Source organism: uncultured Olsenella sp., assembly GCF_959602185.1.
GTDB lineage: Bacteria > Actinomycetota > Coriobacteriia > Coriobacteriales > Atopobiaceae > Olsenella_I > Olsenella_I phocaeensis.
Genome location: NZ_CAUGRZ010000009.1, coordinates 47,096 through 69,539 on the forward strand (window position 1 = coordinate 47,096; position 22,444 = coordinate 69,539).

Consider the following 22,444-nt stretch of genomic DNA (forward strand, 5'->3'; position numbering starts at 1 on the left):
CCCGCCAGATACTCTTCACGTTGTGAGCGGTACGTTTTCTAACCTAAGCGGCACGCAATGGCCAATCTCTCACTTTTGAAGCTTTTGTGAGGGATTGGCCATTAGACTTTTCGTCTTGTTGTCATACAAAAAGTCTTTAGGGGGGACGTACTCATGGCAGCAGACGATCTGAAAGAGTTGAGGAAGTTCGACGGAAAGCCCAGCTGGGGGGCCAGTGTCCCGCACGCGCTGCAGCACGTGCTGGCCATGATCGTGGGCAACATCACGCCGCCCATCATCATCGCCTCGACCCTGGGGCTTCCCGACTCGGACAAGGTCATCCTGATCCAGGCATGCATGCTCATCGCGGGCATCACCACGCTCGTGCAGCTGCTCTCTCCCTTCGGCGTGGGCATGGGCCTTCCCAACGCCATGGGCGTCGCCTTCGCGTACCTGCCCATCCTGCTCACCATCGGCAAGGCCTATGGCGTCTCGGGCATCCTTGGCGCCCAGCTGGTCGCGGCGTTCCTCTCCATCTTCATCGGCATGGCCATGGAGAAGATCCGCCCGCTCTTCCCGCCCGTCGTCAGCGGCACCGTGGTGCTCTGCATAGGCCTCTCGCTCTATGGCACGGCCATGAACTACATCGGCGGTGGCGCGTCCAACCCCAACTTCGGGGCACCGGCCTACGTGGGCGTCGCGGCCCTCGTCCTGGTGGTCACCCTGGCGTTCAACTTCTTCGGCAGGGGCATCCTCAAGACCCTGGGCATTCTCTTCGGGCTGCTCGTGGGCTACGTGGTCTGGGCCATCTTCATCGGCGTCGACACCTCGGGCATCGCCAGCGCCGCCTGGGTCGCGCTTCCGCAGCCCCTGCACTTCGGCCTGACCTTCGAGCCCAGCGCGATCGTCGCCATGATACTCATGTACATGGTACAGGCCGTCCAGACCATCGGCGACGTCTCGTCCACCACGGCCGGCGGCTTCAACCGCCAGGCGACCGACAAGGAGCTGGGTGGTGCCGTCAAGGGCACGGGCGTCTGTGGCATGCTGGGCGCGCTGCTCGGAGGCTTCCCCTCCGATCCCTTCAGCCAGAACGTGGGCATCATCGTCACCACGAAGGTCGTCGCCAAGCGCGTCTTCGTCATCGTGGGCACCACGCTCATCGTGGCCGGCCTCATCCCGAAGTTCGGCGGCCTTATGACCTCCATCCCCAACCCCGTGCTGGGCGGTGCCACGCTCTCGGTCTTCGCGGCGATCACCATGTCGGGCATCCAGCTCATCACCGAGCAGCCCCTCAACTACCGCAACCGCATGATCGTGGGCGTCTCGCTGGCAGTGGCCGTGGGCCTCACCAACGTGCCCGCCGTCCTGGGCTTCCTGCCCGCCGAGGTCGCTAGCGTCATCACCGGCTCGCCCATCATCACCGGCTTCGTCGTCTCGTTCCTGCTGAACGTCATCGTTCCCGAGGACGACTCCGAGGCGGAGGAGTAGGGGTCCCGCTCGGACCAGGGCTTCCGGTACCGGCACGCCGCTAGCGCAGCTGAACGAGCTCCTTCTTCTGGAGGCTCCCGGCAAGTACGGGGGCCTCCAGCCTCAGGTGGGAGGCGAGCCTGCGCGCGTCCTCGAGCGTCGCCTCGTCCTCCGCCTGGTTGACGAGGACGACGTCGAAGTCGACCAGCCCCAGCTCGCGCTCCACGTCCAGGAGGCGCGCCAGGTCCTCGGGCCGTGCGGGGTCGTCCGGCTGGGCCCCCGTGCGCTCGCAGTAGAGCTCGGGGCGGTGCACCACCTCGTGGACGGGACGTCCGAAGCCTGACGCCCCCATCACCAATATGGTCCTGGCGCTTCCCTCGGGAATCACGGGCTCCCAGGTCTCGTGCGCCTTGAGCGGCAGCTGCCGGGAGCCGTCCGCCTCGACCAGCACGTAGGGCGAGGCCAGCGCGAGCTCCGCGGGCGAGAGGGTCGCGGATGCGCCGAGCTTGCCGCCCTTGCCCAGGCCGCCCACGCACACCACTCCCCGCGTGGCGCCTGCCCGCGCGAGGTCCTCGCGGCTGGGGTCCACGAGGGTCTCGATCCCCTCGAAGGGAAGGAAGTGCGTGGTGGTCGTCAGGATCACCGCAGGCCCTAAGCACTTGTTCCAAGGGTCATCTGCCGACGCGCCACCAGAGGCTGCGGTCGCGGGGGCATCCATGCTGCCCGAAAGCTCGTACGAGAGGGTCCTGAGCAGGGTCGTCTTGCCGCCGCTGCCCACCACGCAGGTGATTCCGGGTGCCACTCGCAGAAAATCGCCAATAAGCATTAGACTAACCAATCCTTAGTAATATACTTGGGAGAACATGGACAAGCGGGCCTTCCAGGGCCCGCTGGCAACATCGTAGCAGCCGGTCTTCTCGCCCTCCGGGGGCCTTTTTTCTGCGCGTCGTTATATGTGCACAGAAACAGCGAGGCCTGGCAGAGGGGGTCGCTGCGGCGGTACAACGGGATAGCGCCTGCGATGCTGGGCAGGGGGCCTGTCGTAGGTCGAGTGGGGGAGTGGTCGCATGCTGGTCGTGATGAGGGGTGCCGGGGATCTCGCCTCGGGCATCGCCCTGCGCCTGCGTCGCGCGGGCATGGAGGTCGTGATGTGCGACATCGCCGTCCCCACGGCCGTGCGGCGCACAGTCGCCTTCTCGGAGGCCATCCGTTTGGGACAGGCCAAGGTCGAGGACCAGCTCGCCCGGCGCACCAAGAACGCCGCAGACGCCCTGCGCATCGCGCGCGCTGGCGAGGTGGCGGTCCTGGTCGACCCCGAGGGCAGGGTCATCGAGGAGCTCCGTCCCCACGTGGTGGTGGACGCCATCCTGGCCAAGCGCAACCTGGGCACGACCAAGGGCATGGCGCCCGTGGTCATAGGCGTGGGCCCCGGTTTCACGGCTCCCGTCGACTGTCATGCCGCAGTCGAGACCAAGCGTGGACACGAGCTCGGGCGCGTCTACTACGAGGGTACCCCCATCGCGAACACCGGCGTCCCCGGCATCATCGCGGGCCATGGGGCCGACCGCGTGCTGCGCGCTCCTGCGGACGGCAGCTTCGAGCCCGTGCTCAAGATCGGCGACGTGGTCAAGGCGGGCGACGTCGCCGCCTACGTGGCGGGCGAGCCCCTGCCCTGCACCATCGACGGCGTCCTGCGCGGCCTCCTGCAGGAGGGTGTGCCCGTCACGCGCGGCATGAAGTCCGGCGACATAGACCCGCGCGGCAACCCCGCGCACTGCCTGACCGTATCTGACAAGGCACGGGCCATCGGAGGGGGCGTCCTCGAGGCCATCCTGCACTTCAGTCCCCAGCTCCTCGCCTAGCAAGGGCGAGGCGGGGGGCGACCCCGCCCGCCGGCCTTCCGGGGACAGCCGCCGCCAGATGCGACCCCAGGCATCACGCAGAAAGGAGAATGCCCATGAACGACTCCCGCGACTCCATGCGCGACCATGACTTCGTCCTCAGGCTCATCGAAGAGCTCGAGGCGGGGCGTCCCGTCGCGCTCTGCACCGTGCTCGCCACGCGCGGATCCATGCCGCGTGGCGCGGGGGCCCGCATGGCCGCCTTCGCCGACGGCGGCTTCATGGGCACCGTGGGCGGAGGCAGGGTTGAGCAGATGGCCCTGGACCGCGCCCTCGCGCTGGCCGCCGGCAGGGGCGAGCCCTTCCTCGAGTGGTTCACCATGCAGTCCACGGGCATGGCCTGCGGCGGCGACGCCCTCATCGCCTGCGACCTGCTGGACCAGGGGGACCTCGACGCCCTGCGGCGGACCCTGGAACTCAACGGCCAGGGACGTTCCGGCGTGTACTGCGAGAGCTGGCAGGGGGGCGGACATCGCGTCGAGACCCTCACGCTCGACGAGCTCGCGTCGGACGACCCGCGCGCGGCGCTCGAGGCGCCGACGTGGGACGAGGCGGGCAGGAGCTATGCCGAGCCGCTGGGGTCCGATCCCATCGTCTACGTCTTTGGTGCGGGGCACGTCGCACATGCCCTGGTGCCGGTGCTCACGAGCGTGGGGTTCAGGGCCGTGGTGTACGACGATCGTCCCGAACTCGCTGTGGCCGAGCGCTTCCCCACGGCGGAGCGCGTCCTCTGCGGCGACTTCCGCTCCCTGGGGGACCAGGTCGAGGTGAGCCGCCGCGACTACGTGGTGGTGGCGACCCACGGCCATGCGGCCGACATCGACGTACTGGAGCGCGTCGCCCCCGCGGAGCCCGCCTACACCGGTTGCCTGGGCAGCGCGCGCAAGTCCGCCTTCGCCAAGGGGGTCCTGGCAAAGCATGGCATCGCGCAGTCCTGGATCGACTCGATCTGCATGCCCATCGGCGACGACATCCTGGCAGTGACGCCGGGGGAGATCGCCATATCTATCGCGGGAGAGATGATCCGCCGCCGCGCCGAGCTGCGGCCGCACCGCCCGCACGAACACTGAGGCCTCGGGCTCGGCACTGCCGACCGCCCGGGTCTGTTGGCCCCGCAAGGGGAGATTCACGGAAGAGAGGGAGCACACATGAACGCAAACGTCACCAGGCGCGGCTTCGTCGCGGCCGCGGCAGCCGCAGGAACCCTCGGCGTCACTGCCTGCTCCAAGCCGGCGGAAAGCACGGACTCCACGTCCACGACGTCTGGCCAGGCTACGACCGATACCGCCAAGGCGCTGACCGTCTTCGCGGCGGCTTCCCTCACCGAGTCCCTCACCGAGGCCGGCAAGGCCTTCGCCAAGGGGGGCAATGCCGAGCCCACCTACAACTTCGACTCCTCGGGCACCCTCAAGACCCAGATCCAGGAGGGCGCGGACTGCGACGTGTTCATCTCCGCCGCGCCCAAGCAGATGAACGCACTGGACATCGATGCCGAGAAGGGCAACGACGACAAGCTAGACTTCGTCGACCACTCGACCCGCATCGACCTTCTCGAGAACAAGGTCACGCTCGTCGTCCCCGAGGGCAACCCCAAGAACATCAAGAGCTTCGAGGACCTCAAGTCCCTGCTCACGTCCGGTGGGGTGCTTCTCGCCATGGGCAACTCCGACGTGCCCGTGGGCCAGTACACCCAGAAGATCTTCACCTACTTCGGCCTGGACGAGGCGAGCCTCTCCTCCGCCGGCGTCCTCTCGTACGGCAGCAACGTGAAGGAGGTCACGGCCCAGGTCAAGGAGGCGTCCGCCGACTGCGGTATCATCTACAAGACCGACGCCACCTCCGCGAAGCTCACCGTGGTGGACGAGGCCACCGAGGAGATGTGCGGCAGGGTGATCTATCCCGCGGCCGTGCTCAAGGCCTCCAAGAACGCCGATGCCGCCAAGTCCTACCTCGAGTTCCTCCAGGGTCCCGACGCCTCCGCCGCCTTCGAGGCCGTGGGATTCACGCCGCTCAAGAAGTAACGGTCCATGGACTGGTACCCGCTCATAAACTCGCTGAGGGTGGCCGCCGTCTCGGCCACCCTCGTGTTCTTCCTGGGAATCTGGCTCGCCGACGTTGTCGCCCGCCTGCCGAGGGTCGTCAAGGGCGTGCTGGACGTCGTCCTGACCCTTCCGCTGGTCCTGCCGCCGACGGTCGTGGGCTACCTGCTGCTCATCCTGCTCGGTCCGCGCCGGCCCATAGGCGCCTGGCTCCTGGACCACCTCTCGCTCAGGCTCACCATGGTCTGGTATGCGGCGATCTTCGCCTCGGTCGTCGTGAGCTTCCCCCTCATGTACCGCACGGCACGCGGCGCCTTCGAGTCCTTCGACCAGACCCTCGCCGATGCCGCCCACACCCTGGGTCGCTCCGACGCCTGGGTGTTCTGGCGCGTCAAGCTGCCCTGCTGCCGCCAGGGCATCATGGCCGGCGTGGTCCTCGCCTTCGCGCGTGCGCTGGGGGAGTACGGTGCCACCTCGATGGTCTGCGGCTACACGCCCGGCTCCACGGCGACGGTCTCGACCACCGTGTACCAGCTCTGGCGCACGGGCGACGACGCGGGGGCGCTCGCCTGGGTGCTCGTGAACCTCGCCATCTCCGCCGTGGTGCTCCTGGCGGTCAACCTCATGGAGCGTCGCGAGCGTGAGTCCGCGGTCGTGGGGAGGTGGTCGTAGTGTCCCTCCTCGTGGACGTCAGGAAGCGCCTGGGGGGCTTCTCGCTGGACGTGGCCTTCGAGCTCGAGCGCCCCCACGAGGTCGTCGCCCTCCTGGGCGCCTCGGGCTGCGGCAAGTCCCTCACCCTCAAGTGCATCGCGGGAATAATGCGGCCCGACGAGGGACGCATCGTGCTCGACGACCGCGTGCTCTTCGACTCCGAGGCGGGCATCGACCTCCCCGCCCAGCAGCGCCGCGTGGGCTACCTCTTCCAGAGCTACGCCCTCTTCCCCAACATGACCGTGGAGCAGAACGTCATGGCGTCGATCCGCGAGGGCAGCAGGCAGGAGCGCCGCGAGCGGGCGCGCCGCGAGCTCGAGGCCCTGCACGTGGGCGAGCTGGCTGCGCGACGTCCCCGGGAGCTCTCGGGCGGGCAGCAGCAGCGCTGCGCGATGGCCCGCATCTTCGCGAGCGACCCTGAGCTCCTGCTCCTGGACGAGCCCTTCTCCGCCCTCGACGGATACCTGCGCTGGCAGCTCGAGCTCGAGCTCGCGGACACGCTGAGGCGCTTCCCGGGCGGGGTGGTCTACGTCTCGCACAACCGCGACGAGGTGTATCGCATGTGCGACAGCGTCTGCGTGGTGAGCGACGGCCGCTCGGGCCCCAAGATGGGCATGCGCGAGCTCTTCGAGGCGCCGCGCAGCCTCGCCGCGGCCCTCATCTCGGGATGCAAGAACGTCTCGCCCGTCAGCGCTCTGCCGGACGGGAGCCTGCGCTGCGAGACCTGGGGCGTGACGCTCTTTTGCGAGGTCCCCTTCGGGCTCGACGTCACGCACGTGGGGATCCGCGCCCACTACCTGCACATGGGCGAGGGAGAGAACCGCATTCCCTGCGTCGTGGACCGCATCATAGACAGCAGCTTCTCTACCATCGTGATGCTGCGGACGCCGGCCGGCGGCCTCCTGCGCTACGAGTGCGAGAAGGACGCATGGGAGGGCCTCGAGGCGGGGGAGAGCTGCGTGGTCCACGTCGCCAGGAGGGACGTGCTTCCGCTCGGGGAAGGTGGGGCGAGGTGAGGGACGGTCAGGGACGCAGCATCGAGTACCTGCGCGTCTCGGTAACCGACCTCTGCAACTGCCGCTGCCAGTACTGCATGCCCGCAGGCGGCGTGCCCATGCTCGCGCACGACCAGATCCTCTCGTTCGAGGAGATCGTCGAGATCGTCGCAGCCTGCGCCGAGCTCGGCGTGCACAAGGTCCGGCTCACGGGCGGTGAGCCGCTCGTGCGTCGTGGCATCGTCGACCTCGTGCGCATGCTCGCAGATGTGCCGGGCATCGACGAGCTGGCGCTGACCACCAACGCCACGCTCCTGGCGCCCCTGGCGGCACCCCTGCGCGAGGCGGGGCTCGGCCGCCTCAACGTGAGCCTCGACACCCTCGACTCCGTGCGCTACGAGCTCATCACGCGCGGAGGCAGGCTGCGCGACGTGCTCGCGGGCCTCGAGGCAGCGCACGACGCGGGCTTCTCGCGCACCAAGCTCAACGCGGTCCTCATGGGTGGCGTCAACGACGTGGACGTGCGTCCCCTCGCGGAGCTCGCGCGCGACGGTGCGTACGGCATCTCGAGCGTGCGCTTCATCGAGCTCATGCCCATGGGGGAGTGCGCCTCGTGGCCGTCTGGCCGCTTCGTGCCCGCGGACGTGGTGCTCGACCGTGTGGGGGAGCTCGAGTTCGTGGGACAGGACGGCGTCTCGCAGGTATTCTCGGCACCGGACTGGAAGGGGACGGTCGGCCTCATCCGGCCGCTGAGCCACAAGTTCTGCAGCGGCTGCACGCGCCTCAGGCTCACGGCGGATGGCATGGTCAAGCCCTGCCTGCACTCAGGGCAGGAGATTCCCGTGCGAGGGCTGCATGGGGAGGAGCTCGCGCATGCACTACGCGGGGCCATCGCCGCCAAGCCCGCGGAGCATCACCTGAGCGCGGCGCTGGGCCAGGTGAGCGAGAGCCTGCGCGCGATGAACGAGATTGGAGGATGAGGATGGAAGAGCTCACCCACTTCAACGAGCAGGGCCGGGCGCGGATGGTGGACGTCTCGGCAAAGGAGAGGACCCAGCGCGTCGCCCGGGCGGGCGGCAGGGTGCTCATGAGCCCGGCGACGCTCGAGCTCGTGCGCACGGGCGGGATCAAGAAGGGGGACGTCCTGGCCGTGGCCCAGGTCGCGGGCATCATGGCAGCCAAGCGCTGCTGGGAGCTGATTCCCATGTGCCACCCCATCCAGCTCACGGGGGTGGACGTGTCCTTCTCCCTCGAGGAGGACGGCATCGCGCTCGAGGCGAGCTGCCGCTGCTGCGGCGAGACGGGCGTCGAGATGGAGGCGATGACCGCAGCCTCTGTGGCAGCCCTGACGATCTATGACATGTGCAAGGCGGTCCAGCGCGACATGGTGGTGACAGACGTCCGCCTCCTCGAGAAGGACGGCGGAAAGAGCGGGCACTTCGTACGGCCCGAGGGGGAGGGGGAGCATGGGAAGCACGCTGAGTGACGCACGGGAGGGCGAGGTCGTCTCCTGCTGCGTCAGCGAGCGCAAGGGCATCCGCAAGCATGCGGTCGACGCCATCGAGCTCAGGGTGGGCGTGGGCATCGAGGGCGACGCCCACGCCGGCAACTGGCACCGCCAGGTGAGCCTGCTCGGTGACGAGTCGGTTGACACCATGCGGGACAGGGGGGTGGAGCTCAAGGCGGGGGACTTCGCCGAGAACATCCTGACGCGCGGCCTCGCCCTGAGGGAGCTTCCCGTGGGGACGGCGCTCGAGGTGGGACCCTGCCTCCTCGTGGTGACCCAGATCGGCAAGACCTGCCACAACGACTGCGAGATCCGTCGCCTGGTGGGCATCTGCGTCATGCCCACCGACGGCATCTTCTGCGTGGTGGTGCGTGGCGGCACGGTACGTCCGGGCGACGCGATCCGCGTGCTCGATGAGGAAGCGGTCAAGCAGCTGTGAGCGCGGCGCGCGCGAGGCTCAAGGAGGTTGGCATGAGGCAGATCAGGACAGAGGACGCCGTCGGGCACGTGCTGTGCCACGACATGACGCAGATCATCCCGGAGGACGACGGGGACCGCAAGCGCTACAAGGGCGCGCGCTTCCGCAAGGGGCATGTGGTCGAGGCGGAGGACATCCCCGTGCTCCTCTCCATGGGCAAGCGCAACATCTACGTCTGGGAGATGGACGAGACGAAGGTGCACGAGGACGAGGCGGCCCAGCGCCTGGCGGCGCTCTGCCTCGGCGAGGGCCTGGAGCCCGCCGGCGAGCCTCGCGAGGGCAAGATCAACCTGCGTGCGACCTGCGATGGCGCCTTCGTCGTGGACTCCGGGCGGCTCGTCGCCGTGAACTCGGTGGAGGAGGTTATGGTCGCCACCAAGCCGGGCAACATCGCCGTCCGGGCGGGCCAGGTGCTCGCGGGCACGCGCGCCATCCCCCTCGTGGTGGACAAGGCGCGGCTCGAGGCGGCCGAGGCCGCGGCCGGCGGCAGGCCCCTCATGCGCGTCGCGCCGTACCGCCTGAAGACGGCGGGCGTCCTGACCACGGGCTCCGAGGTGGCAGCCGGCATCATCAAGGACCGCTTCACCCCCGTGGTCGAGGAGAAGCTCAGGGGCGTCGGCGTCGTCACCACGCAGCGCGAGGTCGTGGACGACGGCATGGACAACCTCCTGGCAGCCCTCGCCCGCATGCGCGAGACGGACGTGGACCTCATCATCTGCACCGGCGGCATGAGCGTCGACCCGGACGACAACACGCCCGGTGCCATCAAGGGCTCGGGAGCGCGCATCGTGACCTACGGCGCGCCCGTGCTTCCCGGGGCCATGATGCTCCTGGGCTACTACGACGGGGAGTTTGGCGGCGCGGGTGCGACGGGTGCCTCGGGGCGTCCCGTCATGGGGCTCCCCGGTTGCGTCATGTACAGCAAGACCACCATCTTCGATTTGGTGCTCCCGCGCATCGCCGCCGGCGTCGAGCTGGGCAAGCGCGACTTCGTGGTCCTGGGCGAGGGGGGCATGCTCTGATGGCGGAGGGACCTGGGAAGGGCTACCAGGCGGCGGTCGTCACCGTGAGCGACCGCTGCTCGCGCGGGGAGCGCGAGGACGCGAGCGGCCCGGCGCTGAGGGACTTCCTCGAGGGGGTGGGCTACGACGTCGTGGCGAGCGAGGTCGTGCCCGACGAGCAGGCGCAGATCGAGCGCGTCCTGCGCGCCCTGGTCGCCCGGGACGTCGCCCTGGTCGTGACCACGGGAGGCACGGGCTTCTCGCCACGTGACGTCACGCCCGAGGCGACCGCCGCGGTCTGCGAGCGCATGGTCCCCGGCATCCCGGAGGCGATGCGCGCCGCATCGATGGCGATCACGCCGCACGGCTGCCTCTCGCGCGAGGCCTGCGGGATCTGCGGTGGCAGCCTGGTGGTCAACCTGCCGGGGAGCCCCAAGGCCGCATGCGAGAATCTCTCGGCGGTGATCGGGCCGATCGCGCACGGCCTGCGCATGCTGCGTGGCGGGCAGGCCGACTGCGCGGCGGGACATTAGGAACGCCCGCCCGGCTTCGGGCGGGGCTCGCGGGAGGAAAAGGGGAATGCCGCACAGGTCAATAATTCCCTGTGCGGCATTTTTCGTCTAGCTGGGGCTTCGTGCCATCGCCGCGCAAGCCACGCATGGCCTGCGCGTCACGGGAAGCCCCTCTCCTCATGCGTGCCCCATGCGCGCATGACGTCCGCAAAATTGCTATATACCTAACAACATATATTTTGTTAGACTAGGCTAACCCCTTTCGAGGGGACTGCAGAGAGGGGCGCAGGCAGGGCCTCGTCCCGCAAGCGAACAAGGAGGAAACCATGTCTCTCATCGGCAAGGAAATCGACGACTTCAGCGTCAAGGCGTTTCACGAGGACCAGGTCAAGACCATCACCAAGGCGGACGTCCTGGGCAAGTGGTCGCTGTTCTTCTTCTATCCCGCGGACTTCACCTTCGTCTGCCCCACCGAACTCGAGGAGCTGGCGGAGAACTACGCCGCCTTCCAGCAGGAGGGCTGCGAGGTCTACTCCGTCTCCTGCGACAGCGAGTACGTGCACAAGGCCTGGCACGAGGAGTCCGAGCGCATCGGGAAGGTGGACTACCCCATGCTCGCCGATCCCGCGCACGTGCTCGCGCGCAGCTTCGACGTGCTCATCGAGGACGCCGGGCAGGCGGAGCGCGGTGCCTTCATCGTCGACCCCGAGGGTCGCATCCAGGTGTACGAGGTGACGGCGGGCGGCATCGGCCGCAACGCCGTGGAGCTCCTGCGCCTGCTGCAGGCAGCGAAGTTCGTCGCCGCCCACGGCGACCAGGTCTGCCCCGCCAAGTGGCATCCCGGCAGCGCCACCCTCACCCCGGGCCTCGACCTGGTGGGCAGGCTGTAGGCGGGCCGGCGGCGTTGCCCGCAGCTCAGGTCCGCCCGCAGCCCAGGTGCGCCCGCAGCTCAGGTCCGCCCGCAGCTCAGGTCCGCCCGCAGCCCAGGCGCGCCCACGGCCCAGGCTCGCCTGCAGCCCAGTCCCATACGTTGCCGCGCATTCCATCTCTGGAGTGCGCGGCATTCTCGTCTGACCTGCGCCTTCGTCGGATTCGGCGCACGCTGGCGCCGCATTGCGCGCATCCTTCTCGCATGACCGCATGGGGAGGCCGTCGTCTTGGGGATATACTGGCCGTTGCACACGAGCGGAAGGGAAGACCCATGGCACAGAAGATCCAGGGGACCGAGGACCTGTTTGGCGGCTACATGCGCGCCTGGCAGCGCATGCAGGACGTCGCGCGCGAGCTCTTTGGCGCCTATGGCTTCGACATGATCGAGACCCCGGCCATCGAGCAGGTGGACACCTTCGTCCACGGCATCGGCGAGTCGACCGACGTCGTGCGCAAGGAGATGTTCCGCGTGGTCTCCGGCGCGCTCATGGAGAACCTGCTCGCCGCCGGAAGCGAGAGGGGCCTCAAGGCCAAGCAGCGCATGGCCATGCGTCCCGAGGGAACCGCCGGCGTCGTGCGCTCGGTGGTCGAGAACAACCTCGTCCCGCAGGGGGCGGCTCCCGCCAAGCTCTGGTATGCCGAGGCGATGTTTCGCGGCGAGCGTCCGCAGAAGGGTCGCCTGCGCCAGTTCCACCAGGTGGGCGTGGAGTGGTTGGGTGCGCCCGACCCGGCGGCAGACGCGGAGTGCATCATCATGCTCATGGAGTTCTGCAAGCGCCTGGGCTTCGACCCCGCACGCCTGCGTCTCTCGATCAACTCGATGGGCGACGCCGCCTGTCGTCCCGCCTACCGCCAGATGGTTCGCGACTTCATCCTTGCCCACGCCGACGAGATGTGCGAGGACTGCCTGGAGCGCGCCGAGATCAACCCCCTGCGCAGCTTCGACTGCAAGAACGACCACTGCCGCGAGGTCATGGCCTCGGCGCCGCTTGCAAAAGACAACCTCTGCGACGACTGCAGCACCCACTACGAGCAGGTCAAGCGCTACCTCGACGCCGCGGGCGTCGCGTACGTCGAGGACCCCACGCTGGTCCGCGGCCTCGACTACTACACCCGCACGGTCTTCGAGGTGGAGGCGCTCGACGCGGGCGTCGGCGCCATCGGCGGCGGCGGTCGCTACGACGGCCTCGTCGAGCTCGAGGGCGGCAAGCCCACGCCCGGCATAGGCTTCGCCGTGGGCTTCGAGCGCTTCGCCCTGGCCCTCGCCGCCCAGGGCGGCAGCCTCGAGACCCCGGAGGAGAGCTGCGTCTACGTGGCCTGCGCCTCTCCAGAGCAGCGCGAGGCGGTGTTCGAGGCGACGCTGGCCCTGCGCCAGGCGGGCATCCGCAGTGAGGCGGACTACCAGGGCCGCTCCCTCAAGTCGCAGTTCAAGCAGGCGGACAAGTGCCACGCCCGCCTCTGCGTGGTGCTGGGCGAGGAGGAGCTCGCGCGTGGCGTCGCCACGCTGCGCGACATGGAGTCCCACGAGCAGGTCCAGGTGCCCCTGTCCGAGCTCGCTGGCCAGGTGGCCGGCAGGATCGCCTAGGTCCAAGCTCCCGGCACCAGACGCGGGCGAAGCCCTCGCATCGCCCGCTTTCTACGAGGCCTCTGCCAGCTTGGCGGGGACCTCGTGCCCAATCAGCCTCGCGTCGTCGCGCGCGTCAAGGCCCAGGACCCTGCCCCCGCGCTGGAGCGCGAAGCCCGGGTGCCGCCTCTGCCAGAGCGACACGACGAGGGTCCAGAGCGGGATGAGCATGCAGAGGAAGGCGTACGCCGCGCTGCCGGTGGGCATGCCGACGAAGGCGCAAAGTCCCACGCAGGAGGTCGTCCAGGGAATGACCGCGGGGATGATCGCCGCGCTGCTCGAGAGGTCGAGCGCCAGCGCGCTGCCGTCGCCCTCTATCTCGTCGCAGAGCTGGGCGGTGAGCATGAGCGAGACCACCTGGTCGCAGGCGATGCAGGCGGTGACCACGCTGGTCACGAGGACTCCCGCGAAGGGCGTGGTGCGCGCCGCGAGTCGGCGCACGAAGGCGCGGATGCCCCGGAGGAGGCCCGTCTCCTCGAAGAGGCCGGAGTAGCTGGAGGCCACCGCGACGATTAACGCGATCTCGGTCATGGAGAGGACCCCACCTCCGTTCACCATGCGCCCGATGGCCAGGTTGGAGGTCCTGAAGCCGAAGAGGAGGATGCCCGGGAGCTCCCCCAGGGGGACGTGCTGGGCGAAGACGCAGAGCAGAAGCGCGCTCGCGAGGCTCGCGAGCATGGTGCGCAGGACGCTGAGCTTTGCCAGCGAGAGGACCAGCACGAGCGCGATGGGCGCGAGGACGTACCACGAGAGGTCGAAGGACGTCGCGAAGGAGCCCCTGAACGAGGGTGCCATGCCCGCGCCTCCGGCGGCGGGACCCAGCGCGGCGTAGATCAGGGCGCAGGCCACGACGGGCACGACGGAGATTCGTAGCATGCGCCCGAGGTTCTCGCGCAGGCTGCTGTGGGTGATGGTGGAGACGAGCATGGCCGTGCTCGACATGGGCGAGCAGCGGTCCCCCAGGAAGGACCCGCTGATGATGGCCCCGCCCACGATCAGGACGTCCGCCCGCATGGCCGTCGCGATGGTCATGCACACCACGCCCACGGTGGCCGAGGCGGCGAAGGAGCTGCCGGTCATCGTGGACATGAGACCGCAGAGCACGAAGGATGCCAGCGGAAGGGTGGAGGGACTTACGAGGCGGATCGAGAGGCAGGTGACGGCGGGGATGGTCCCGGCCGCGCGCCAGGAGGCGGTGAGCATGCCTATGACCACGAAGAGCACGAGCACCCTTCCTATGGAGAGGGGCCCGCGCGCGGCGACGCGCAGGAGTTCTCCCAGGCGATGCCCCCTGTGGAGGCCGTAGCCCACGAAGAGCGCGAGGCCGCAGGCCAGGGGCACGAGGAGGGAGAGGCCGAAGGCTATTCCCACGGCAAGCGACAGCGCGAACGCAGCCAGGACCAACGCCTCTGCCATCTTTTACCGCCCCTTCCAGCATCGCCTGCCCCTCGCATCCTATGGGTCTCTCGGCTGTATTTCAAACTGTTATATTTGATACTTGTAACAAAATATTCTTGTGAGTTGCGACCGGTTCACAGGCCTCGTGCGCACGGTCGCAGAACGGAGCGAGCCATGAACTTCCAGACCATGGACTACTTCGTCGCGGTGGCGGAGGAGAGGAGCTTCACCCGCGCCGCCGCGCGCCTCTCGGTCACGCAACAGACGCTCTCGGCCCACATCGCGGGCGTCGAGCGCGAGCTCGGCGTGAGGCTGCTGGAACGCAGGGTGCCCCTCTCGCTCACCCATGCCGGGGAGGTGTTCCTGGGGTATGCCCGCCGCTTCCAGGGCGAGCGGCGCACCATGGGGCGCGAGTTCATGGACATCGCGGGAGACCAGCGCGGCCTTCTGGGCGTGGGCATCGCGAGCACCCGCGGCCACATGCTCATGCCCGAGGCGGTCGCGCGCTTCCAGGAGCTCAGGCCCGGCATCGACGTGAGGCTCGTCGAGGCCGAGAACCAGGAGCTCGTCGAGCTGCTCCGGCAGGGGACCGTGGACCTGGTCGTGGCCACGGTGGACGCGGACGAGCCGGGCCTCGTGGTGCGCGAGCTCAAGCGAGAGCGCGTGGTCCTGCTGGTGTCGGAGGGGCTGCTCCGGCAGCTGTTGGGCGGGGGCTGGGAGGCCGTCGTCCGGGAGGCGGAGCGCACGGGGAGCGTGGCGGCGCTCGTGGACTGTCCCTTCATGCTCCTGGGCAGGGGAGACGAGCCGGGCGACCTCTCCCGCAGGATCCTGGGGCGCTCGGGCGTGCCGCTCAGGCCGCGGGTGGAGTCCAAGAACTCCGAGACCCTCGTCGAGCTTGCGGCGCGGGGGGTCGGCGCCTGCTTCGTTCCGGACGACCTGGCGCGGGCGGCACTCGCGGCGCACCCTGACTCCGACCTCAGGGCCATCGGGCTGGGCCCGGACGTGGGCATCTCCATCAGCCTTGCCTGGAGGGCGTCGAGCCACGTCTGGAGCGTCATCGAGTCCTTCGCAGACCTGCTTGAGGAGCAGGTGCTGGCGGCTGTATAGGGAGCCTGGACCCTCTCGCCCGGTCTCCCGTCCTGGGACAAGGTCCCCGCCTGCTCATTTCAAGGAAAAATTTATCTTGAACGTGCTTTTGTGTCAGACTTCCCTCGAACACGCCGCCTTCACATGCAGCGGAAATACTGCGAGCGTGGATCAAGGACCGACTCCGTGCAAGTAGCGACGAGGGAGTGGCCATGAACGTTACAAAGGACCTGCCGGGCATGTCGCCCGTCGCGTCGGCGGCATCCGCGTCCAAGCCGCCTCGGGACACCGTCCAGCCCGTGTCCGCCCAGGGAAACGCGCTCCTGGACGCCGTCATGGCGACGGTGCGCACCGCGCCGGGGTCCCCCGCCTACCAGGAGTCGGGTCACGAGGACGTCAGCTACGCGGAGCTCTGGAGGCTCTCGTGCAGGGTCGCGTGGCGCCTTCTGGAAGTCGCCCCCGGACGTGCCCCCGTGGTCGTCTATGCTTCCAAGTCCTACCTCGCCGTCGCCTCCTTCCTGGGATGCCTCCTGAGCGGACATGCCTTCGTCCCCGTGGACAGCGAGCTGCCGTCATCGCGCGTGCGTGACATCGTGAGCCAGATAGAGGATGCCGCCCTCGCGTGCTGCCAGAACGTGCCGTCGTCCCTCGCGGGCGTGCTGCCCTCCGACCGCATCGTCGACGTGCGCGAGCTTGCCGCCGACGAGGCCGTGTCGGGCAGGGAGGGCGAGCTCCCCGTGCCCCCTCGCGAGGGCTGGGTCCAGGGCGAGCAGACCAACTACGTCATCTTCACCTCGGGCTCGACGGGCCGCCCCAAGGGCATCGAGGTCTCGGCCGCCAACGTCGCCAACTTCATGGGCTGGATGAGGGACTTCCCCGTCGTGTCCGAGGGTGGCCGCGTCTTCCTCGACCAGGCGCACTACTCCTTCGACCTCTCGGAGTACGAGCTCGTGGGGGCGCTCTCGACGGGCGGCTGCCTGCATGCCGTGCCAGGCGAGGTCGCCGCGAGCTACAAGGACCTCTTCGAGGACCTGGCGGGCTCCGGCGTGGAGGTGTGGGTCTCGACCCCCTCGTTCGCGGACCTCTGCCTCGTGGATGGGCGCTTCGACGCCAGCCTCCTGCCAGAGCTCAGGATGTTCCTCTTCTGCGGAGAGGAGCTCAGGCGCCAGACGGCGCAGGAGCTGCGCGAGCGCTTCCCCGACGCCCTCGTGGTGAACACCTACGGGCCCACCGAGTCCACCGTGGCGGTCACCTTCGCCCCGATCGGCGATGAGGAGCTCGCCGGGAGCGCGCCGCTCCCCGTCGGCGTGCCCCGCCCTGGCACCGAGCTCAGGATCGTGGACCACCAGACGGGCGAGCCCTGCCCCGCGGGCGTCTCCGGAGAGATCGTGATCGTGGGCGACACGGTGGCCAAGGGCTACTACCGCAACCCCCAGAAGACCGCCGAGGCCTTCTTCCAGACCACGATGTCGGACGGCAGCCCCACCCGCGGCTATCGCACGGGCGACCAGGGCCACCTGGACGAGGGCGGGGTGCTGCACTGCGAGGGGCGCTTCGACTCGCTGGTCAAGCTCAACGGCTTCAGGATCGAGCTCCAGGAGGTCGAGGGTGCGCTCCTGGAGATGCCGGGTGTGAGCCAGGCGGCGGTTCTCCCCGTCGTACGCGACGGGAGGGTGCGGAGCCTGCGGGCCTTCGTGGTCCTCTCGCGCCGGGACGCCGACGAGGCGGACTTCGACCTCGCCCGCGGCCTGAAGGCGGACCTCGCCGTGCGCCTGCCCTCCTACATGGTCCCTCGCTCGGTGAGGATCCTCGATCGCATGCCCCTCACCCCCAACGGCAAGGTCGACCGCCGCTCCCTCCAGGCCCCCTAGCGGGTGAGAGATGGGCTTCTTCGCAGACCCCAGCTTCTTTGCGCTCACGGCGGCGGTCGTTGCCGTCGCCGCCGTGCTGGGACTCAACGGCCGACGGCTTGACCGCCTGGGCTTCGTCGCCTCGCTGCTGCTCGTCGGCTGCCTCGTGGCGGGCCAGCCCGCGCAGCTTGCCTCCCTCGCCCTCTTCCTCGTCGTCTCGCTGGGCACGACCCGCTGGCTCATGGCGGACCCCAAGAGCGAGAGGCGCTTCGTGGCGGCCGTCGCCCTCGGCATCCTGCCCCTCGTGACCTACAAGCTCACGGTCTCGTTCGCGTCCACGGCGCTCCTGGGCTTCGCGGGCATCTCGTATGCCACCTTCAAGTCGGTGCAGATCCTCATGGAGGTGCACGACGGGCTCATCGCGCGCGAGGACATGGGCCTGGTCGACCAGCTCCGCTTCCTGCTCTTCTTCCCGACCTTCGACTCGGGCCCCATCGACCGCAGCCGGCGCTTCCTCGAGGACGCACGCCACGTCTCGCCCCGCGACGAGTACGCGGGTATGCTGGCCCGCGGCATCCTCCTCGTCCTGGGCGGCATGGCCTACAAGATGGTGCTCGCCACCCTGGTGCACCGCCTCTACGCCCCCGCAGCCTGGGGGAGCGGCCCCTTCCTCGAGGAGCTGTGGAAGCAGGTCGTGACCTGCTACGCGTATGGCCTCTACCTCTTCTTCGACTTCGCGGGCTACTCGATGATGGCCATGGGTGTGGGCTACTGCCTGGGCGTGCGCGTGCCCCGCAACTTCCGCGCGCCCTTCCTGGCCGAGGACCTCCAGGACTTCTGGAACCGCTGGCACATCACGCTCTCGGCCTGGCTGCGCGACTTCGTGTTCATGCGCCTCTCGCGCTGGCTCATGCGCCGTCACCTCGTGAAGGGACGCCTGCGCACCGCCCAGGTGGCCCTCGTGGCAGACATGTTGCTCATGGGGCTCTGGCACGGAGTCACCCCCGACTACGTGGCGTACGGCCTCTACCACGGAGTCCTCATGGCGGCCACCGAGGGCTTCCACAAGACCGCCTTCTTCCGCGCCCACAAGGGCCAGGTCTGGTTCAGACTGGTGTCGTGGGCGATCACCATGCAGCTCGTGTTCTTTGGCTTCGCCCTCTTCTCGGGCCAGGTCTCCCTCGTCCTGAAAGGAGTACTGAATGTCTGACAGCATGCGCAACGACGACGTGGAGGAGCGCCTCCTCGACCTCATGGAGGAGGTCTGCGAGGACCCGGCGGTGCGGGAGCATCGCGACGAGGATCTCTTCGACCTCGGCTTGCTCGACTCGATGGCGGCTGTGGAGCTGCTCGTCGGCATCGAGGAGGAGTTCGGCGTCTCCATCGCACCCACCGAGCTCCCTCGCGAGGAGATGAACACCGTCGACCTGATCCTCGAGCAGGTCAGGAAGAGGCTCTAGGGTGACGGACGCCAACAGGGACGACGCCACGGTCGAGGAAGCCTCCCAGTCTTCGCGCGCAGGACGCTGGCCAGGCCCCGGCCTGCGCCTGCTGCTGGGCGTCGCGGGCGGCCTTCTCGCCTTCGCCCTCGCGGGCCTCGCCTACGTGGAGCTCGCCCTGCCGAAGAGCGGGCGGGCGGGCGAGTCGCGCATCTACGACTACGTGTATGCCAGCGGGAAGTCGGAGAACAGCTCCTTCGTGACCGCGAACATGTCCGCGGGCTCGCGGCTCTGCTTCGGCTCCTCCGAGTTCTACATCTCGAAGGACCTGGTGTCCATGTGCCCCCAGGCCGTCTTCGGCGAGTCGGGCTCCGGCGTGGACATGACCTACGTGGGGGAGGGCTACGACCAGAGCCTCTGGCAGGCGATCGCCGCCGGGGCGTACGCGCGCAAGACGACGAACAAGAAGGTCATGCTCGTGGTCTCTCCCCAGTGGTTCTTCAAGGGCAACGGGGAGCAGTCCAAGTTCTCGTCCAAGTTCAGCTACTCGCTTTACCAGGAGTTCTGCGACAACCCCGACATCTCGGACCAGACCAAGGCCTACGTGCGCCAGCGTGCCCAGGCCCTGGGCGTGGGCACGACGGAGCTGCGTGCGGCCAACGGCGACACCCCCCTGGACCGCCTCAACGCGGTCGCCTACTACCAGTCCGACCAGCTGCGCCTGCGCTCCAAGCTCTCCAACGTGATCTCGCTCGCCCCGAAGAAGAGCGTGCTGCGCGCGTCGGGCGAGTCGACGGGCGAGCCCGACTGGGCCGCCCTGCTCGCCCAGGCCGACGCGGAGGGCGCCCAGCGCTGCACCAACAACGACTATGGCATCTATGATGCGTACTGGGAGAAGAACTCCCAGTACGACCCCGAGTGGTACCAGAACTTCCACGAGGCTGACGACGAGTACGCCGACCTCGCCTGCATGCTCAGGGTGTGCAAGGAGGCGGGCCTGGAGCCCCTGGTGTGCATCCTTCCCGTGCACGGGTCGTGGTACGACCGCTCCAACGTGAGCCAGGACGAGCGCCAGTACTACTACCAGCGCATCCGTGGCATCTGCGACGAGGCCGGCTCCGCATACGCGGACTTCTCGAGCTGCGAGTACGAGAGGTACTTCCTCTGCGACACGGTGCATCCCGGCTGGCGTGGCTGGGTGCGGGTCGAGGAGTCCTTCTACCACTTCGTCAACGGAACCAAGGACGCCTTCCTGGGCGGAGCGGGCTACGGCAGCGCCGAGGGACTCACGTCCGAGCGGGCGACGCAGGCAGGGGAGGGCGCCTGATGTCCGGCAAGGGAGGGAAGGGCCCTCTCGCCCGCTCCAAGGCCTGGCTGATCGACCATGCCGCCGGGCATGGCACGCTCGTCGCCGTGGCGGCAGGCTGCCTTGCCTTCGCACTTCTGGCGGTCCTGCTGTGGTTCCTCGTCTTCTCGGGCCTCAACGGGCCGGTGCAGTTCGTCTATGCGGGCTTCTAGCTTCATGGGCGTCCTTGGAGATGGGAAGGCGGCTCCTGCGGCGTGCAGGGATCCCCGGCGATGGATTCGCAGGGTTCTGGTGCTTGCCTTGGCGATTGCCGTCGTGCTTGGCGAGGGGGAGCTCGCCGGGCTCCTGCGCACCGTGGGGGTGGTACCCGGCTCGTACCGCGTTGCCAGCGGCAGCAGCCAGATCGAGGTTCAGACCGATGCGTCGACCGACGGGGGTTCGGGCGTCTCTGACGGAGGGTCGGACGCGAGCCCCGACGCCGACCCTGGTTCCGACGTCGGCCTCGACGTCGACCCGCAGGAGACCTTCCCCTTCGCCCGAGGCGACGACGAGGGCCTCGGCCTTCCCTCGGGGGGCGGCGGCGATGCCCAGGTTGACCCCGCCGACCCCGGCAGCACCCCAACGCAGGCCGAACTCGCCGAGCTCATGGACGCCTACCTCGACCAGAACTTCCCCCGGACCGGCGTGCCCGGCGTCGCCGTCGCGGTGGTGAGCGCCCGGGGAACGTTGTACGAGCGGACGTTGGGAGACTGCCAGGACGCAGGATCGACCTTCGTGATCGGTTCGCTTTCGAAGTCGTTCACGGCCGTCGCGGTGATGCAGCTCGTGGAGACGGGCCGAGTCGACCTGGACGATCCCATTGGCTGCTATGTGGCGGACGCTGGTCTGCCCGACTCCGTCACCGTCCGGTCACTCCTCAACCAGACGAGCGGATTCGGCTACTACGACTCCCCCGCGGACGCCTGGCCGGGAGCCTCGGCGGGAAGCTTCTCGTACTCCAACGCGAACTACGACCTCCTGGGCCGGCTCGTCGAGGCCGTCAGCGGCATGAGCTATGGTGACTACCTAGGGGAGAGGGTCTTCGCCCCCCTGGGAATGTACGACGCGTCCGCCTATGGCTCGGACGACGCCCGTGCCGGCGAGGCCGCACAGGGCTCCGTGCCGGGGCACCGCAACTGGTTCGGGCTCAATCTGGCAGACGGATACCTGCATCAGGACGGCGACCACGCCTGGGGCGGGCCCTCGTCCGGCTACGTGCGCGCCAGCCTGAGCGACATGGAGAGCTACCTGCGCATGTACCTGCGGGGCGGCTCCGGCGTCCTGAATCCCTCCTCCGTGCGGGCACTCGCCCTGAGTCGCGTGCCTGACCCCTACGGCGACACCTACTACGGCATGGGCTGGACCACCTTCGGCTGGGACGGCGGAGAGCTCGTGATGAGCCACGACGGCCAGGTCGAGAACTACGTCGCTCGCATGATGGTGCTGCCCTCTCGCGGAATCGCCCTCGTCGTGCTGGGCGACGCGAGCGACTACTTCGGAGGCAACGAGGCGTTCTGGCAGATGGCCGACGGCGTCACCTTCATCGCCGTGGGTGGCGGCGGCGTGGAGGTGGACGGTGGCGAGAGGCTGTGGCTCCATGCCCAATACGATGCCCTCTACCTTGTGATGGTTGGTCTCTCCCTGGCGAGCCTCCTCGGGCTGAGGGGTTGGGCGCGCAGGCTCGGGGCGGCTTGGTCCGAGGGGAGGGCGCGCGACTTCCTGGCCTGGGACCTCGTGGCGTACGGCCTTCTCCCCCTGAGCCTGTTGTGGGTGCCGAGGCTCTATGGCGCCCCATGGGGGGACTTCGCGACCTTCGTCCCGGATGCCAGCGCGGTCATCCTGGCCACGGTCGCGCTGCTGCTGGCATCGGGTGCCACGAGGCTCTCTCTGGCCCTGCGCAGCCGAACTTGATACGGCTCAGTTTGTCGGTACGAGTCCGTTTGTCGGTACTATTGCAGGCGAGAAATACCGACGATCTAACCCAATTCGGCACTTTGAGGGCATATGCGTTCGTTTGTCGGCACCTCATTGCTCGGAAAGTACCGACAATTCAGCTCAGGTCGGGAGCCGACGTCTTATCGAAGTCGGCTTGGCGGTAGTGCCCTCCTGGCTCACAGCTGATGCCTATGTGGATTGAACAACCAGCGCCTCAGCCTGTCTCTCGCTTGCGTGGTTTCGG

The 22,444-nt window shown here is 68.5% G+C and carries 22 protein-coding genes; 20 read left to right on the forward strand and 2 right to left on the reverse strand.

Translation table 11 applies throughout. The features are described from left to right. Positions 1 to 153: 153 nt before the first annotated feature. Complete coding sequence (locus Q5923_RS07240; protein WP_062529531.1) at positions 154 to 1,470, forward strand: uracil-xanthine permease family protein; 1,317 nt, start codon at positions 154 to 156, stop codon at positions 1,468 to 1,470. 40 nt (positions 1,471 to 1,510) lie between these two features. On the opposite strand, the gene yqeC is transcribed toward Q5923_RS07240, so the two are convergent. Beyond that, a complete protein-coding gene (gene yqeC / locus Q5923_RS07245; RefSeq protein ID WP_303133145.1) occupies positions 1,511 to 2,251 on the reverse strand; it encodes a selenium cofactor biosynthesis protein YqeC in 741 nt (246 codons plus the stop codon). 265 nt (positions 2,252 to 2,516) lie between these two features. Between yqeC and yqeB the strand changes: the two genes are divergently transcribed. The 12 genes from yqeB to hisS all read left to right on the forward strand — a co-directional run bounded on the left by yqeB (position 2,517) and on the right by hisS (position 13,108). Next, positions 2,517 to 3,311, forward strand: coding sequence for a selenium-dependent molybdenum cofactor biosynthesis protein YqeB (gene yqeB, locus Q5923_RS07250; RefSeq protein ID WP_303133147.1), 795 nt, complete (start codon positions 2,517 to 2,519; stop codon positions 3,309 to 3,311). Between the two features lie 95 nt (positions 3,312 to 3,406). Further along, complete coding sequence (locus Q5923_RS07255; RefSeq protein WP_303133149.1) at positions 3,407 to 4,420, forward strand: XdhC family protein; 1,014 nt, start codon at positions 3,407 to 3,409, stop codon at positions 4,418 to 4,420. Positions 4,421 to 4,498: 78 nt separating this feature from the next. Continuing rightward, the gene (gene modA / locus Q5923_RS07260) at positions 4,499 to 5,371 is read left to right on the forward strand and encodes a molybdate ABC transporter substrate-binding protein (protein WP_303133151.1); all 873 of its coding nucleotides are present in this window, start codon (positions 4,499 to 4,501) and stop codon (positions 5,369 to 5,371) included. Positions 5,372 to 5,377: 6 nt separating this feature from the next. After that, positions 5,378 to 6,061, forward strand: coding sequence for a molybdate ABC transporter permease subunit (modB, locus tag Q5923_RS07265; RefSeq protein ID WP_303133153.1), 684 nt, complete (start codon positions 5,378 to 5,380; stop codon positions 6,059 to 6,061). After that, the gene (locus tag Q5923_RS07270; RefSeq protein ID WP_303133155.1) at positions 6,061 to 7,116 is read left to right on the forward strand and encodes a sulfate/molybdate ABC transporter ATP-binding protein; all 1,056 of its coding nucleotides are present in this window, start codon (positions 6,061 to 6,063) and stop codon (positions 7,114 to 7,116) included. The genes modB and Q5923_RS07270 overlap by 1 nt, the downstream gene beginning before the upstream one ends. Continuing rightward, a complete protein-coding gene (gene moaA, locus Q5923_RS07275; RefSeq protein ID WP_303133156.1) occupies positions 7,113 to 8,075 on the forward strand; it encodes a GTP 3',8-cyclase MoaA in 963 nt (320 codons plus the stop codon). The genes Q5923_RS07270 and moaA overlap by 4 nt, the downstream gene beginning before the upstream one ends. A 2-nt stretch (positions 8,076 to 8,077) precedes the next feature. Next, positions 8,078 to 8,581 (forward strand): cyclic pyranopterin monophosphate synthase MoaC, encoded by a 504-nt coding sequence (moaC, locus tag Q5923_RS07280; protein ID WP_009277962.1) that lies wholly within the window; start codon positions 8,078 to 8,080, stop codon positions 8,579 to 8,581. Then, entirely contained in the window at positions 8,562 to 9,041 is a 480-nt protein-coding gene (locus tag Q5923_RS07285; protein WP_009277961.1) for an MOSC domain-containing protein, read from the forward strand. The genes moaC and Q5923_RS07285 overlap by 20 nt, the downstream gene beginning before the upstream one ends. Positions 9,042 to 9,073: 32 nt before the next feature. Next, the gene (locus tag Q5923_RS07290; protein WP_303133159.1) at positions 9,074 to 10,102 is read left to right on the forward strand and encodes a molybdopterin-binding protein; all 1,029 of its coding nucleotides are present in this window, start codon (positions 9,074 to 9,076) and stop codon (positions 10,100 to 10,102) included. Then, positions 10,102 to 10,614 carry a molybdenum cofactor biosynthesis protein B gene (locus tag Q5923_RS07295; protein ID WP_303133161.1) on the forward strand — a complete coding sequence of 171 codons (513 nt, stop codon included), beginning with the start codon at positions 10,102 to 10,104 and terminating at the stop codon, positions 10,612 to 10,614. The genes Q5923_RS07290 and Q5923_RS07295 overlap by 1 nt, the downstream gene beginning before the upstream one ends. Before the next feature lie 305 nt (positions 10,615 to 10,919). Then, the gene (gene ahpC / locus Q5923_RS07300; RefSeq protein ID WP_009277958.1) at positions 10,920 to 11,483 is read left to right on the forward strand and encodes an alkyl hydroperoxide reductase subunit C; all 564 of its coding nucleotides are present in this window, start codon (positions 10,920 to 10,922) and stop codon (positions 11,481 to 11,483) included. 311 nt (positions 11,484 to 11,794) lie between these two features. Then, a complete protein-coding gene (hisS, locus tag Q5923_RS07305) occupies positions 11,795 to 13,108 on the forward strand; it encodes a histidine--tRNA ligase (protein ID WP_303133163.1) in 1,314 nt (437 codons plus the stop codon). A gap of 51 nt (positions 13,109 to 13,159) precedes the next feature. On the opposite strand, the gene Q5923_RS07310 is transcribed toward hisS, so the two are convergent. Then, positions 13,160 to 14,563 (reverse strand): Na+/H+ antiporter NhaC family protein, encoded by a 1,404-nt coding sequence (locus tag Q5923_RS07310; protein ID WP_303133165.1) that lies wholly within the window; start codon positions 14,561 to 14,563, stop codon positions 13,160 to 13,162. Between the two features lie 156 nt (positions 14,564 to 14,719). Here Q5923_RS07310 and Q5923_RS07315 point away from each other — a divergent pair, with 156 nt between their 5' ends. From Q5923_RS07315 to Q5923_RS07345, 7 genes are all read left to right on the forward strand, one after another. Then, positions 14,720 to 15,652, forward strand: coding sequence for a LysR family transcriptional regulator (locus Q5923_RS07315; protein WP_303133167.1), 933 nt, complete (start codon positions 14,720 to 14,722; stop codon positions 15,650 to 15,652). A 191-nt stretch (positions 15,653 to 15,843) separates the two neighbouring features. Then, positions 15,844 to 17,502 (forward strand): amino acid adenylation domain-containing protein, encoded by a 1,659-nt coding sequence (locus tag Q5923_RS07320; RefSeq protein ID WP_009277954.1) that lies wholly within the window; start codon positions 15,844 to 15,846, stop codon positions 17,500 to 17,502. A gap of 10 nt (positions 17,503 to 17,512) precedes the next feature. Then, positions 17,513 to 18,691, forward strand: a complete 1,179-nt coding sequence (gene dltB, locus Q5923_RS07325) for a D-alanyl-lipoteichoic acid biosynthesis protein DltB (RefSeq protein ID WP_009277953.1) — start codon at positions 17,513 to 17,515, stop codon at positions 18,689 to 18,691. Further along, positions 18,684 to 18,941, forward strand: coding sequence for a D-alanine--poly(phosphoribitol) ligase subunit DltC (dltC, locus tag Q5923_RS07330; RefSeq protein WP_009277952.1), 258 nt, complete (start codon positions 18,684 to 18,686; stop codon positions 18,939 to 18,941). The genes dltB and dltC overlap by 8 nt, the downstream gene beginning before the upstream one ends. Position 18,942: 1 nt before the next feature. Next, the gene (dltD, locus tag Q5923_RS07335) at positions 18,943 to 20,247 is read left to right on the forward strand and encodes a D-alanyl-lipoteichoic acid biosynthesis protein DltD (protein WP_303133171.1); all 1,305 of its coding nucleotides are present in this window, start codon (positions 18,943 to 18,945) and stop codon (positions 20,245 to 20,247) included. Further along, positions 20,247 to 20,438, forward strand: coding sequence for a hypothetical protein (locus Q5923_RS07340; protein WP_009277950.1), 192 nt, complete (start codon positions 20,247 to 20,249; stop codon positions 20,436 to 20,438). Before dltD ends, Q5923_RS07340 begins: the two co-directional genes overlap by 1 nt. 79 nt (positions 20,439 to 20,517) lie before the next feature. Next, positions 20,518 to 22,176, forward strand: coding sequence for a serine hydrolase (locus Q5923_RS07345; RefSeq protein WP_303133174.1), 1,659 nt, complete (start codon positions 20,518 to 20,520; stop codon positions 22,174 to 22,176). Positions 22,177 to 22,444 lie beyond the last annotated feature (268 nt).